Consider the following 14,291-nt stretch of genomic DNA (forward strand, 5'->3'; position numbering starts at 1 on the left):
GATGAAGCAGGCACAACGTAAGCAACCGGTCGTCAGCGTGGAGAACGCGCCTGGCGAAGTGATTATCCTGCCGCCGGTGCAGGTCCGGCGCACCACGCCAACCGTCACGCGCTGGCTGCGTGAGCTCATTCAGCGCCTGCTGCCCCCGCTGTTGGGGTTGGGGGTGCTGCTGCTGGCCTGGCAGCTGGCGGCGATGCACAGCAAAGGTTTTCCCACGCCGCTGAGCACGCTGGACTCGGCGCTGACGCTGTTTGCCGATCCGTTCTATCAGGACGGGCCCAATGACATGGGCATCGGCTGGAACGTGCTGGCCTCCCTGCAGCGCGTGGCGGTGGGCTTCGGCCTGGCGGCGCTGGCGGGCATTCCGCTGGGGTTTTTGATCGGCCGTTCGCTGTTCTTCGCCCGCATGTTTAATCCGCTGATTGCCCTGCTGCGCCCGGTCAGCCCGCTGGCCTGGCTGCCGATTGGCCTGCTGCTGTTCCAGAAGGCGGAGCCGGCCTCCAGCTGGACCATTTTTATCTGCTCCATCTGGCCGATGGTGATCAACACCGCGGAAGGCGTGCGGCGGATCCCGCAGGACTATCTCAACGTCGCCCGCGTCCTCCAGCTCTCAGAGTGGACGGTGATGCGCAAAATTCTCTTTCCGGCGGTGCTGCCGGCGGTGCTCACCGGCGTGCGTCTCTCCATCGGCATCGCCTGGCTGGTGATCGTGGCGGCGGAAATGCTCACCGGCGGGTTGGGGATCGGCTTCTGGATCTGGAACGAGTGGAACAACCTCAATGTGGAAAACATCATCATCGCCATCGTCATTATCGGCGTCGTCGGCCTGCTGCTGGAGCAGGGTCTGATGCTGCTCGCCCGCCGCTTTAGCTGGCAGGACAAATAAGGAGCCAACATGAAACCATTAATTCAGGTGCAGGCCGTCAGCCAGCGCTTTAACACCGCCAGCGGCGAGTTCCTGGCGCTGCAGAATGTTTCCTTCGATATCGTCGAAGGGGAGACCATCAGTCTGATCGGCCACTCGGGCTGCGGAAAATCGACCCTGCTGAATCTGATCGCCGGGATCACGACGCCCACCGAGGGCGGACTGCTGTGCGATAACCGGGAAATCGCCGGGCCCGGGCCGGAGCGGGCGGTGGTTTTCCAGAACCACTCGCTACTGCCGTGGCTGAGCTGTTTCGATAATGTGGCGCTGGCGGTGGATCAGGTGTTCCGTCGCACCATGAGCAAGAGTGAGCGCCGGGAGTGGATCGAACACAACCTGGCGCGCGTGCAGATGGGGCATGCGCTGCACAAACGTCCCGGGGAGATCTCCGGCGGTATGAAGCAGCGGGTAGGTATCGCCCGGGCGCTGGCGATGAAGCCGAAGGTGCTGTTGCTTGATGAGCCCTTCGGCGCCCTGGACGCGCTGACCCGCGCCCACCTCCAGGACACGGTGATGCATATTCAGCAGGAGCTTAATACCACCATCGTCATGATCACCCACGACGTTGATGAAGCGGTGCTGCTCTCGGATCGGGTGCTGATGATGACCAACGGTCCGGCGGCGACGGTGGGCGAGATCCTCGCGGTCGATCTGCCGCGTCCGCGTCACCGCGTTCAGCTGGCGGACGACAGCCGGTATCACCATCTGCGCCAGCAGATTCTGCATTTTTTGTATGAAAAACAGCCGAAAGCGGCGTGAGGAGGCGGTCATGACGCGGCGACTGGTGGTGATCGGTAACGGCATGGCGGCCACCCGACTGGTGCAGCGACTGGTTGAGCGCGACCCCGCGCAGTTTGCCATTACTGTCGTCGGCGACGAGCCGCATCCGGCCTATAACCGCATTCAGCTCTCGCCGCTGCTGGCTGGCGAAAAAACGGCGGCGCAGCTCCCGTTGCTGCCGGCGGAGTGGTACACCCGGCACGGGGTGTGCCTGCGGTCCGGCGAGGCGGTCGATGAAGTCGATGTTGAGCAACGGCGGCTGCGCATCGCGGAAACCTGGCTACCGTGGGACGAGCTGGTGTTCGCCACCGGTTCGCGGCCCTTTATCCCGCCGCTGCCGGGCCGTGATCGTCCGCAGGTTATCCCCTTCCGCACCCTGGCGGACGTGGAACGTATTCTGGCGATACCCGGGCCGGCGGTGGTGATTGGCGGTGGGGTTCTGGGTGTGGAAGCGGCGGCGGCGCTGCGTCGCCACGGCGGGGAGGTCACTCTTCTGCATCGTGGCAGCGGATTAATGGCGCCGCTGACCGACGCTTTTGCCGCCGATGAGCTCAGGCAGCAGCTTGAAGCGCGCGGCATCCGCTGTGTGCTGGAATGCCGGATCGCCGCCATCGAAGAGGATGGCGTGCGGCTGGCGGACGGGCGCGCTTTCCGTGCCGCCAGAGTGGTGCTGGCCGCCGGCGTGCAGCCTAACAGCCGTCTGGCGGCGCAGAGCGGCGTGCTGTGTCAGCGGGGGATCGTGGTTGACCGCCAGATGGCCGCCTCGCTGCCGGGGATCAGCGCCGTCGGGGAATGTTGCGAAATTGACGGCCAGACCTGGGGGCTGGTAGCTCCCTGCCTGCGCCAGGCCGAGGTACTGGCGGATCGCCTGTGCGGCGCCCCCGGCGAGGGCTTTGTCTGGCAGGACGCCGGGACCCGCCTGAAGGTTACCGGCATTGAACTCTTTAGCGTCGGGGAGCAGCAGGCCGGCGAACAGGATGACATCTATACCAGCTGGGACCCCATCGATCGCCACTACCGTCGCCTGCTGCTGCGCGACGGCCGCCTGCGCGGCGTGCTGCTGATGGGCGACTGCACCGCCGCCGCCGCGCTCACCGCGCGCCTGGAAAGCGACGAGCCCGCCACCGCGGACTGGCTTTTTGACCCCTCTTCAACGCAGCCGCAGGCTGCAGGAATAATGACGATGACGAAACCTGTATTAGTGCTGGTGGGACATGGCATGGTCGGCCACCATTTTCTCGAACAATGCGTGAGCCGCAACCTGCATCAGCAATATCGAATCGTGGTGTTTGGCGAAGAGCGTTACGCCGCCTACGACCGGGTCCATCTCTCCGAATATTTCGCCGGGCGCAGCGCTCAATCGCTGTCGCTGGTGGCCGATGATTTCTTTCACCAGCACGGCATCGAACTCCGCCTCGGCGAGGCGGTGGCGACGATCGACCGCGACGCGCGGCTGGTGCGAGACGCCGAGGGACATGAAACCCACTGGGATAAACTGGTGCTGGCGACCGGCTCCTATCCCTTTGTTCCGCCGATCCCTGGCAACGATCTCGACGGGTGCTTTGTCTACCGCACTCTTGACGATCTCGACCGTATCGCCGCCCATGCCGCCGCGGCGAAGACCGGAGTGGTTATCGGCGGCGGCCTGCTCGGGCTGGAGGCGGCTAACGCCCTGAAACAGCTGGGGCTGGACACGCACGTAGTGGAGTTTGCCCCGAACCTGATGGCCGTCCAGCTGGATAACGGCGGGGCGGCGATGCTGCGGGAGAAGATCGTCGCCCTCGGCGTGGGGGTGCATACCAGCAAAGCGACCACCGCCATCGTGCGCGAGGCCGACGGCCTGCGGCTGAACTTTGCCGACGGCGGCGCGCTGCGGACCGACATGGTGGTCTTCTCGGCGGGGATCCGTCCGCAGGACGCGCTGGCCCGCGGTTGCATGCTGCAGGTGGGCGAACGCGGGGGCATTCACATCGACGGCCAGTGCCGCACCTCTGACCCGGACGTGCTGGCGATAGGCGAATGCGCCCTGTGGGACAATAAAATTTACGGTCTGGTGGCGCCGGGCTATCAGATGGCGCGTATCGCCGCGGCCACCCTCGCGGGAGAAGACGCCTGCTTTAGCGGCGCCGACATGAGTACCAAACTGAAGCTGCTGGGGGTGGACGTCGCCTCATTTGGCGATGCGCAGGGGCGCACGCCGGGCTGCCAGAGCTATCAATGGACCGACGGTCCGCAGCAGGTGTACAAAAAAATCGTCGTCAGTCAGGACGGCAAAACCCTGCTTGGCGGCGTGCTGGTGGGGGAGGCCAGCGACTATGCCACGCTGCTGCAGATGATGCTGAACGGCATGGCGCTGCCGCCGCGTCCGGAGAGCCTGATCCTGCCCGCGCTGGAGGGCGCCGCGCCGAAGGCGCTCGGCGTCGCGGCGCTGCCCGACAGCGCGCCGATCTGCTCCTGCCATAATGTCAGCAAAGGCGATATCTGCCAGGCGGTGAACAATGGGGCGGGGGATATGGCGGCGATAAAAAGCTGCACCAGAGCGGCCACCGGCTGCGGCGGCTGCAGCGCGCTGGTGAAACAGGTGATGGAGTACCAGCTGGCGGAGCAGGGCGTCGAAGTGAAAAAAGACGTCTGCGAGCATTTCCCGTGGTCGCGCCAGGAGATTTACCACCTGGTACGGGTCAATCATATCCATACCTTCGAGCAGCTCATTAGCCGCTACGGCCAGGGGCACGGCTGTGATGTCTGCAAACCGCTGGTGGCCTCGGTGCTGGCTTCCTGCTGGAACGAGTACCTGCTGAAGCCGGCGCACCTGCCGCTGCAGGATACCAACGACCGCTATTTCGCCAACATTCAGAAGGACGGAACCTATTCGGTGGTGCCGCGGATGGCGGCGGGGGAAGTGACGCCGGACGGGCTGATCGCTATCGGGCAGATCGCCAAACGTTACCAGCTCTACAGCAAAGTGACCGGCGGCCAGCGTATCGATCTGTTTGGCGCGCGGCTGGAACAGCTGCCGGCTATCTGGCGCGAGCTGGCCGACGCCGGGTTTGAAACCGGCCACGCCTACGGCAAGTCGCTGCGCACGGTGAAATCCTGCGTCGGCTCAACCTGGTGTCGCTACGGCGTGCAGGACTCCACCGGGCTCGCCGTGCGGCTCGAGCATCGCTATAAAGGGCTGCGCGCCCCGCACAAAATCAAGATGGCGGTCTCCGGCTGCACCCGCGAATGTGCCGAAGCCCAGGGAAAAGATATCGGAGTGATTGCCACCGATAAAGGCTGGAATCTGTACGTCTGCGGCAACGGCGGGATGAAACCGCGTCACGCCGACCTGTTTGCCAGCGATCTCGACGAAGCGACGCTGATCCGCAGCATCGATCGTCTGCTGATGTTCTATATCCGTACCGCCGATCGCCTGCAGCGGACCAGCACCTGGATGGATAACCTGGAGGGCGGCGTCGCCTATCTGCGGCAGGTGGTGCTGGAGGATAGTCTCGGCATTGGCGAGGAGCTGGAGCAGGAGATGGCCCGGATCGTCGACAGCTACCAGTGCGAGTGGCAGACCACCCTCAACGATCCGCAGCGTCTGGCGCTGTTCCGCTCCTTCGTGAACAGCGACCAGCCGGACGAGGCGGTGCAGCGCCACGAGCTGCGTGGTCAGCCGCAGCTGTTGCTGACTGAGACGTTGCCCGAGGGCGAACTCCCATCCCGGCCGTGGCAGGCGGTATGCGACCTTGACGCCATCCCGGCGCAGGCGGGGATCGGCGCCCGCTTAGGGGAGCGGCAGATTGCCCTGTTCCGCTTTGGCGATCGGGTCTACGCCCTGGACAACCGCGAGCCGGGCAGCGCGGCCAACGTGCTGTCACGCGGGCTGTTAGGGGACGTCGGCGGCGAGCCGGTGGTGATCTCCCCGCTGTACAAACAGCGGATCCGCCTGCGCGACGGCTGGCCGTGCGACGGCAGTGAACAGGCGGTACGCGCCTGGCCGGTGAAAGTGGAAAACGGCAAAGTGTGGGTGGGCAGCCAGCAGCTGCTGGCCCGAGCGGAGGCCTCCTGATGCAGACCATCCGAACGACCTGCCCCTACTGCGGCGTAGGCTGCGGGGTGCTGGCGAGCGTGGACGATGCGGGGCAGGTGAGCGTGCGCGGCGACGATCAGCACCCGGCCAACCTCGGCCGCCTGTGCGTCAAAGGGGCGGCTCTCGGGGAGACCACGGGCCTGGCGGGGCGGCTGCTGGCGCCGGAGGTGGACGGCCAGCAGGTAGCCTGGCCTCAGGCGCTGGCGGAGACCGCTGCGCGCCTGCAACAGGTTATCGACCAGCACGGCCCGCAGGCGGTGGCCTTCTACGCCTCTGGCCAGCTGTTAACCGAGGATTACTATGCCGCCAACAAGCTGATGAAGGGATTTATCGGCGCGGCGAACATCGACACCAATTCGCGGCTGTGCATGTCGTCGGCGGTGACCGGCTACAAACGGGCCTTTGGCGCCGATGTGGTGCCCTGTAGCTATGAGGATGTGGAAAACAGCGATCTGGTGGTGCTGGTCGGCTCGAACGCCGCCTGGGCGCACCCGGTGCTGTTCCAGCGGCTGGCGCAGGCGAAGCGGGATAATCCCCGACTGCGGATCGTGGTGATCGACCCCCGGCGCACCGCCACCTGCGAGATCGCCGACCGCCATCTGGCGCTGGCCCCGGGGAGCGACGGTGGGCTGTTCGTGGGGCTGCTTAACGCCGTGGCGCAGGCCGGAGCCTGCATCGACGGCTTTCGCGATGGCTCACAGGCGCTGGCCGAGGCGAGAGGCTGGGACGTGGCGACGGTAGCGGATTTTTGCGGCCTGACTGTCGATGAGGTGGCGGCCTTCTATCGCGAGTTTATCGCCGCCCCGCGGGCGATCACCCTCTACACCATGGGAATCAATCAATCCGCCAGCGGCAGCGACAAATGTAACGCCATCATCAACGTCCATCTGGCCAGCGGGAAGTATGGCCGCCCCGGCTGCGGCCCCTTTTCGCTGACCGGTCAACCCAACGCCATGGGCGGCCGCGAAGTCGGCGGGCTGGCGACGATGCTGGCCGCGCACATGGATTTTGTGCCAGACGATCTGCAGCGGCTGGCCCGCTTCTGGGGGACGGAACGGCTGGCGCAGACCCCGGGGCTGACCGCCGTGGAGCTGTTTGCCGCCATTGGCCGCGGCGAGGTGAAAGCGGTGTGGATCATGGGCACCAACCCGGTGGTGTCGCTCCCTGACAGCCACGCGGTGAGCCAGGCGCTGGCCGCCTGTCCGCTGGTGATCGTCTCGGATGTCGCCGCCCAGACCGATACCGGACATTTCGCCCACATCCGCTTTCCGGCGCTGGCCTGGGGCGAGAAGAATGGCACGGTCACCAACTCGGAGCGGCGGATCTCCCGTCAGCGCAGCTTCCTGCCGCCGCCGGGGGAGGCGAAAGCGGACTGGTGGATCATCGCCAGAGTGGGGCAGGCGCTGGGGTATCGCGAGGCGTTTGCCTGGCAGCATCCGCATGACGTCTTCCGCGAGCATGCGGCGCTGTCCGGTTTCGAAAACGACGGTCAGCGGGCGTTTGATATCGGCGCGCTGGCGGATCTCAGCCGTGAGGCGTGGGACGCCATGGCGCCGGTGCGCTGGCCGGTCAGCCGCAGCGAGGCCGCCTGGGATATCGCGCGCGGCTGGCATGGCGATGGCAGGCTGCGGATGGTGCCGGTGACGCCTCAACCGACCCGGGCGACAACCGATGTCTTTTATCCGCTGATCCTCAACAGCGGGCGGATCCGCGATCAGTGGCACACCATGACCCGTACCGGCACGGTGCCGCGGCTGATGCAGCACATCGCGGAGCCGGTGGTGGAGGTGGCGCCGCAGGATGCCGTTCGCTACCAGCTTCCCGCCGACGGGCTGGCGCGGATCTGGTCGCGGCATGGGGTGATGGTGGCGAAAGTGACGATCAGTGAAGGGCAGCGCCCCGGCTCGCTGTTTGTTCCGATGCACTGGAACAATCAGTTTGCCCGTCAGGGGCGGGTGAATAACCTGCTGGCCGCCGTCACCGACCCGTATTCCGGCCAGCCGGAAAGTAAACAGGCGGCGGTGGCCATCGCCGCCTGGCAACCGGCCTGGCACAGCGAGCTGCTTTGTCGCGAACCGCTGCCGTTTCCAGCGGCCTGGCACTGGCGGCGGCGGGCAGCGCCTGGCGTGCTGCACTATTCGCTGGCCGGGGAGGCGTCTGCCCGACAGTGGATCAGCGCGTGGTGCGCCCGGCGCGGCTGGCAGCTACAGGTGGCTGACGGCGGCGCGGTATGGAACCTGCTGGCCTGGCATCAGGGGAGTCTGATGCTCGGCTGGTGGAGCGATGCGCGCGAGCCGGCGGTGGATAGCGTATGGATAAGCGCCGCCTTTGCCGCGCCGCCGTCCGATGCCGTCCAGCGACATGCGTTGCTTAGCGGCCGACCGGGCGCCGCCGTCGCCCCGCGGGGGCGGATCGTCTGTAGCTGCTTTGGCGTGGGGGAACGGTCAATTAACGAGGCTATCGCCAGCGGCTGCGCCAGCGTCGGGGCGCTGGGTGGAAAGCTGAAATGCGGGACCAACTGCGGCTCCTGCGTGCCGGAACTCAACGCGCTGCTGGCGGCGCAACGAACCCGAACCCAGGCGTAACGGTGGCGCGCAGCGACGGCTCCGGTTGGGCGACACCTTGCCCAACCGGTTTCAGTATATTCCTGGAATTGCCCACAGGGCTGCGGGAGCAGGGAAAAAACGATAAACTAACATTTCTTCCCATTTTTGTGAGCCTGCTCAAAATCTGTTGATGCCTGTGTCCTTCCGTTTGTTGCCAACGTTGACCTTTCTCCTGCTGCTGCCGGGCGTTCCCGTCTGGGCGCTGACCGCCAGCGACACCACTCGCCCCGCGCCAGCGCAAGATCCGCTGCCCGATATGGGGATTGCTCCCCAGGTCGATGACGACGCCCGGCACTTTGCTGAGGTGGCGAAGAAGTTTGGCGAGGCCAGCATGAGCGATAACGGCCTGACGGCGGGCGAGCAGGCGCAGCTGTTCGCCATCAGTAAAATCGGCAATGAAGTGAGCCATCAGCTGGAGAGCTGGCTCTCGCCGTGGGGCAACGCCAATGTCGACCTGCTGGTCGATAAAGAGGGCAAATTCACCGGCAGTAAAGGGAGCTGGTTCGTGCCGTTGCAGGATAACGACCGTTACCTGACGTGGAACCAGTATTCGGTGACCCGGCGCGAGAACGATCTGGTGGGCAACATCGGGCTTGGTCAGCGCTGGCGGGTCGGTGGCTGGCTGCTGGGCTATAACTCGTTTTACGACAAAGTGTTGAGCGAAAGCCTGGCGCGCGGCAGCGTCGGCGCGGAGGCGTGGGGAGAATATCTTCGCCTGTCGGCAAACTATTACCATCCGCTGGGCGACTGGCAACTGCGCGATAATCAGACTCAGGAGCAGCGGATGGCCGCAGGGTATGACGTCACCGCCCAGGCGCGGCTACCATTCTACCAGCACATTAATACCAGCGTCAGCGTCGAACAGTACTTCGGCGATAGCGTCGATCTTTTTCACACCGGTACCGGCTACCATAACCCGGTAGCCGTCTCCGTTGGGCTCAATTACACCCCGGTCCCGCTGGTCACCGTTACCGCTAAGCATAAGCAGGGGGAAAATGGCGTCAGCCAGAACAATGTGGGCCTGAAGCTAAACTATCGCTTTGGCGTCCCCCTTAAGCAGCAGCTGGCCGCAGACGAGGTAGCGATCAGCAATTCGCTGCGCGGGAGCCGCTTCGATAGTCCGGAGCGGGATAATCTGCCGGTGGTGGAGTATCGTCAGCGCAAAAATCTGACAGTCTATCTGGCCACGCCGCCCTGGGATCTGCAGTCCGGGGAGACGGTGCAGTTGAAGCTGCAGATCCATAGTCTGCATGGCATCAAGGCGCTGCACTGGCAGGGTGACACCCAGGCCCTCAGCCTGACGCCGCCGGTGGATGCCAGCAGCGCGGATGGCTGGAGCGTCATTATGCCGGTGTGGAACAGTGAACCGGGCGCCGCGAACCGCTGGCGCCTGTCGGTGGTGGTGGAGGATAAACAGGGGCAGCGCGTCTCCTCCAATGAGATCGCTCTGGCGCTGACCGAGCCGCTGGTCAAGTTCACCACGCCAGGCGTCTCCTGGACGGACTCGCCTTAGAAAATTCTCTCCTGGTGGACCCATACCGCGGCTTCCACCCGGGATTTGAGCTTCATTTTCTTCAGCATGTGCTTCACGTGTACTTTGACGGTGCTTTCGGTGATATCCAGGCGACGGGCGATCATTTTGTTCGGTAGTCCCTGGGCGATCAGCTTGAGGATGTCGCGCTCGCGCGGGGTCAACTGGCTGATGTCGCGATCGGAGGTGGCGCGGTTGGCGCGCAGGCTGGCGGCCAGCACCGGGGTTAACGCCTCGCTTAACACCATCTCTCCGGCGGCGGCCTGCTGCAGGGCTTTCAGCAGATCTTCCGGCTCCATATCTTTCAGCAGATAGCCATCGGCGCCGCGCTTCAGGGCGGTGACAACGTCCTCTTCATGGTTGGAGACGCTAAAGACCACCACCCGGCCAGAAAGGGATTTCTCACGCAGTTTGTCCAGCGTTTCCAGGCCATTCATGCCCGGCATATTGAGGTCGAGCAGGATCAGGTCCGGATCCAGCGATTCCGCCAGCTCGATACCTTGCGCGCCATTGCTGGCCTCGCCAATCACCTGGATGTCCGGCGCCATGCTGATCAACTGTTTCACGCCGGTGCGCAGCATCGGATGGTCGTCAATGAGAAGGATGGTTGCCCGTTCCTGTTGACTCATGGGGGTCTCCTTATTGGATGGAAAACGTTTTTTCCGGGATAAACGTGACGATCACTTCGGTTCCGCCGGTTTCCCGGCGTCGTACCTGACAGTCACCGCGCAAGCTCTGGGCGCGATCCCGCATAATAATTAAACCGTAATGGTTACTCCGCTCGGCGTGATCCGGCACGCCGCGGCCGTTATCCGCCACCACCAGACGGACCTGATTATCGCGTTGTGACACCGTCACGGTCACTTCGGTCGCGCTGGCATGCTTCAGGGCGTTGCTTAACGCTTCGCGGGCGATCTGCAGCAGGTGAATGGCCTGATGCGACGGTACAAAGCGCGGCGGAAGCTGATAATCAAGCTGTACCGTAAAGCCGAAGTGGGCGCTGTACTCCTGACAGCTGGCCTCCAGCGCCGGGCGCAGTCCCGGCTCGGTCAGCTGCAGGCGGAAGGTGGTTAACAGCTCCCGCAGCTGGGCCCAGGAGGTATTCAGCTCGTTGCGTATCTGCCCCAGCAGCTGGCGGCTCTCCGCCGGTAAGGCGTCGCCCTGCATCTGCAGACAGCTGACCTGCATCTTCATACAGGACAGCGACTGGGCGATGGAGTCGTGCAGCTCGCGGGCGATAGTGGCCCGCTCTTCCATGACGATCAGCTGCTGCTGTTTCTCCTGATGGCGGTCCAGCGCCAGGGTACTGGTCAGTTGTTCCACCAGAGTGTCCACCAGCTGCTGCTGGTCGTGGCTGAGATGGCGGCCAACCGGCAGCGTCGCCAGCAGAATGCCGTACTGATTATGCGCATCCGACAGCCGCCACTTCAGCGTTGTTCCGCCATCCGGCAGCGGCGGCAGATTGCGTGGACAGAGGTAGCAGCCTTTATCATCACATTCATAATCCGAGTGGCAGGTAAACTCCTGGTGATTATCTTCGTCTTCCAGGTCGTAAACCCGTACCTCGATATCGCGCAGCAGCGTCAGACCCTGCAGGCCATTCAGTACCGGTGAAATCCGCTCGCAGAGCGGGGCGCTGGCATGCAGCCGGCGATTGGCCTGCCATAAGAAAGCAAGGATCTCGTTCTTCTGTTCCAGCCCGGCGGTCTTCTCCTGCACCCGCCGCTCGAGCACCGCGTAGCTTTCCGCCAGCTCTTCCGACATGTTATTCAGCGCCATGCCGAGGGTCGCCATTTCGTTACGCCCGCTGATGTGCGCGCGCTGGGTGAAATCGCGCTGGCTGACCGCCCGCGCCATGCCCAGCAGCTGTTTCCACGGCCGCAGCAGGCGCGCGCGTAACCAGATGATGGTAAAAATCAGCAGCAGCGCCATACCAATGGCGAGAATGCGATGGATCCAGACTACCCGCTCGATACGCTGCTCGGTGGTGTGGTCGAATGCGGTGACCAGCTGGTCGATACGATCGACAAAGTCGGCGACATCCTGGGCCACTTCCGCCTGGTTAACCGCACGCTGCATGCCGGGGGCCAGCGCCTGCTGCCAGTATTGCTGCAGCGCTTTTAACTGTTGTTCCTGGCCGTCGCGGCGGGCGGAATTCTGCAGCTCGGGGCTGAAGACGGTGGCGGTCATGTCCGCCACCAGCTTTTGATCGTTTTCATTCAGCGGGATCGCCGCCAGCAGCCGGTAGCTTTGCATACGCAATGAACCGGCCTTGTTAATCGCGTGGGCGCTGCCCTGGACGCCGTTCACCAGACGCGCGGAGATCGCCATGCCGGCGACGCCAATAATGGTGGCGAGCAGCACGATTAACGCCAGTTGATTGACCAGCGTCAGCGGAGTAAAAAGACGTTTTAACATGGAATGCGTGGCTCCTGACCGGTGATCTCTCCGGGAGTGGCGCTTATTCTCGGCTATCACCTGGAGTATACCCATACCCCTAAAGAGTTACTCCTTAATTGTCGGTGGTAGGCGCTATTGGGGGTGGGGTTATACGCAACCCGGCAGCCGCGTGAAAAACCACACTTTTTTCCTCACCTTTCTCTACTCACTTCGGAGCATGGTTTATTTTTGCACAAATTAGTGCGCGCTTTTCCTTTGATTTATATCAACTTACCGCCCCGGGCAACCCCTAAGGTAGCGGCAGGAAATATGAATAATCAGAGGTATCTATGAGTCAATCTTCCCTCCCGGAGAAGGCTAACCGCTCGGTCATTACCGACTGGCGCCCTGAAGATCCTGAATTCTGGCAACAGCGCGGTCACCGTGTGGCGAGCCGTAATCTATGGATCTCCGTTCCCTGTCTGTTACTGGCGTTCTGCGTATGGATGTTGTTCAGCGCCGTCGCCGTTAATCTCAACAAAGTGGGCTTTCAGTTTACGACCGATCAGCTGTTTATGCTGACCGCACTGCCGGCGCTGTCTGGCGCCTTATTGCGCGTGCCTTACGCTTTCATGGTGCCGCTGTTCGGCGGCCGTCGCTGGACGGCGTTCAGCACCGGGATCATGATTATTCCGTGCGTCTGGCTGGGCTTTGCGGTCCAGGATACTTCCACGCCGTTTAGCGTCTTCGTGATTATCTCGCTGCTGTGCGGCTTCGCCGGGGCCAACTTTGCCTCCAGTATGGCTAACATCAGCTTCTTCTTCCCGAAAGCGAAGCAGGGCGGGGCGCTCGGCGTCAATGGCGGCCTTGGTAATATGGGCGTCAGCGTGATGCAGCTGGTCGCGCCGCTGGTGGTGTCGGTCTCAGTGTTTGCCTTTTTTGGCGGGACCGGCAGCGAGCAGCCGGACGGCTCAATGCTGTATCTGGAAAACGCCGCGTGGATCTGGGTACCTTTCCTGATTATTTTCACCCTGGCGGCGTGGTTCTTTATGAACGACCTGTCGGCTTCTAAAGCCTCGCTGAGCGAACAGCTGCCAGTGCTCAAACGCCTGCACCTGTGGATTATGGCGCTGCTCTATCTGGCCACCTTTGGCTCCTTCATCGGATTCTCCGCCGGCTTCGCCATGCTGTCGAAAACCCAGTTCCCGGACGTGCAGATCCTGCACTACGCCTTCTTCGGCCCCTTTATTGGCGCGCTGGCGCGTTCGATGGGCGGGGCGATTTCCGACCGCCTCGGCGGGACCCGTGTGACGCTGGTTAACTTTGTGGTGATGGCTGTCTTCTGCGCGCTGCTGTTCCTGACCCTGCCGACCAACGGCCAGGGCGGCAACTTCATCGCCTTCTTCGCGGTGTTCATGGTGCTGTTCCTGACCGCCGGGCTGGGGAGCGCCTCCACCTTCCAGATGATCTCCGTGATTTTCCGTAAGCTGACCATGGACCGCGTGAAGGCCCAGGGCGGCAGCGAAGCGCAAGCGATGCGCGAGGCGGCGACCGATACTGCGGCGGCGCTGGGCTTTATCTCCGCCATTGGCGCCATCGGCGGCTTCTTTATCCCGAAAGCGTTCGGTATCTCGCTGGATCTGACCGGTTCGCCGGCCGGCGCGATGAAAATCTTCCTGATCTTCTATATCGCCTGCGTGATCATCACCTGGGCGGTATACGGCCGTAAGCGTCAGTAATTCGCCGTAGTAATCATGACGTTTGAAAAGGCGCGCTCCCAGGGCGGCGCCTTTTTTTTATGTCACTCGTTAGTTACAACATACTAATGGATGATTTGATTCATATTGGCCACAGAGCCGGGAAGGGACGGCTTGCCAGCGAAACGGCTCTACCCCTTAATACCTCCTTTGTTAACAAATCCTTCCATGATGACGGCTTTTTAGGAAAAAAAGCTTATAAAACATAAAATTAAAAAATAATATCTCATACCAC

The 14,291-nt window shown here is 63.0% G+C and carries 8 protein-coding genes; 6 read left to right on the top strand and 2 right to left on the bottom strand.

The genetic code is table 11. The features are described from left to right. The first annotated feature begins 1 nt into the window (after nt 1). From ntrB to R0140_RS09950, 5 genes are all read left to right on the top strand, one after another. Complete coding sequence (ntrB, locus tag R0140_RS09930; protein ID WP_008804396.1) at nt 2-886, top strand: nitrate ABC transporter permease; 885 nt, start codon at nt 2-4, stop codon at nt 884-886. A gap of 9 nt (nt 887-895) precedes the next feature. Beyond that, nucleotides 896-1,684: an ABC transporter ATP-binding protein gene (locus R0140_RS09935; RefSeq protein WP_004145418.1), complete on the top strand. Its 789-nt coding sequence runs from the start codon at nt 896-898 to the stop codon at nt 1,682-1,684. Nucleotides 1,685-1,694: 10 nt separating this feature from the next. Beyond that, a complete protein-coding gene (gene nirB / locus R0140_RS09940) occupies nt 1,695-5,762 on the top strand; it encodes a nitrite reductase large subunit NirB (RefSeq protein WP_110184951.1) in 4,068 nt (1,355 codons plus the stop codon). Continuing rightward, complete coding sequence (locus R0140_RS09945; RefSeq protein WP_032741177.1) at nt 5,762-8,368, top strand: nitrate reductase; 2,607 nt, start codon at nt 5,762-5,764, stop codon at nt 8,366-8,368. Before nirB ends, R0140_RS09945 begins: the two co-directional genes overlap by 1 nt. Nucleotides 8,369-8,519: 151 nt before the next feature. After that, nucleotides 8,520-9,902 carry a YchO/YchP family invasin gene (locus R0140_RS09950; protein WP_008804400.1) on the top strand — a complete coding sequence of 461 codons (1,383 nt, stop codon included), beginning with the start codon at nt 8,520-8,522 and terminating at the stop codon, nt 9,900-9,902. On the opposite strand, the gene narL is transcribed toward R0140_RS09950, so the two are convergent. Continuing rightward, complete coding sequence (narL, locus tag R0140_RS09955) at nt 9,899-10,549, bottom strand: two-component system response regulator NarL (protein WP_002910198.1); 651 nt, start codon at nt 10,547-10,549, stop codon at nt 9,899-9,901. The genes R0140_RS09950 and narL overlap by 4 nt on opposite strands. 10 nt (nt 10,550-10,559) lie before the next feature. Then, nucleotides 10,560-12,338 carry a nitrate/nitrite two-component system sensor histidine kinase NarX gene (gene narX, locus R0140_RS09960; protein WP_032741175.1) on the bottom strand — a complete coding sequence of 593 codons (1,779 nt, stop codon included), beginning with the start codon at nt 12,336-12,338 and terminating at the stop codon, nt 10,560-10,562. 311 nt (nt 12,339-12,649) lie between these two features. On the opposite strand from narX, the gene R0140_RS09965 reads away from it, so the two are divergent. Then, nucleotides 12,650-14,038 carry a NarK family nitrate/nitrite MFS transporter gene (locus R0140_RS09965; protein WP_032733224.1) on the top strand — a complete coding sequence of 463 codons (1,389 nt, stop codon included), beginning with the start codon at nt 12,650-12,652 and terminating at the stop codon, nt 14,036-14,038. Nucleotides 14,039-14,291 lie beyond the last annotated feature (253 nt).

It is taken from the genome of Klebsiella sp. w6 (assembly GCF_033100215.1).
Classification (GTDB): Bacteria; Pseudomonadota; Gammaproteobacteria; order Enterobacterales; family Enterobacteriaceae; genus Klebsiella; species Klebsiella variicola.

Bases quoted from the DNA above. Each gene is read 5' to 3' on its own strand.
- ntrB (WP_008804396.1), top strand. From the start codon at position 2: ATGAAGCAGGCACAACGTAAGCAACCGGTCGTCAGCGTGGAGAACGCG.
- R0140_RS09935 (WP_004145418.1), top strand. From the start codon at position 896: ATGAAACCATTAATTCAGGTGCAGGCCGTCAGCCAGCGCTTTAACACC.
- nirB (WP_110184951.1), top strand. From the start codon at position 1,695: ATGACGCGGCGACTGGTGGTGATCGGTAACGGCATGGCGGCCACCCGA.
- R0140_RS09945 (WP_032741177.1), top strand. From the start codon at position 5,762: ATGCAGACCATCCGAACGACCTGCCCCTACTGCGGCGTAGGCTGCGGG.
- R0140_RS09950 (WP_008804400.1), top strand. From the start codon at position 8,520: ATGCCTGTGTCCTTCCGTTTGTTGCCAACGTTGACCTTTCTCCTGCTG.
- narL (WP_002910198.1), bottom strand. From the start codon at position 10,549: ATGAGTCAACAGGAACGGGCAACCATCCTTCTCATTGACGACCATCCG.
- narX (WP_032741175.1), bottom strand. From the start codon at position 12,338: ATGTTAAAACGTCTTTTTACTCCGCTGACGCTGGTCAATCAACTGGCG.
- R0140_RS09965 (WP_032733224.1), top strand. From the start codon at position 12,650: ATGAGTCAATCTTCCCTCCCGGAGAAGGCTAACCGCTCGGTCATTACC.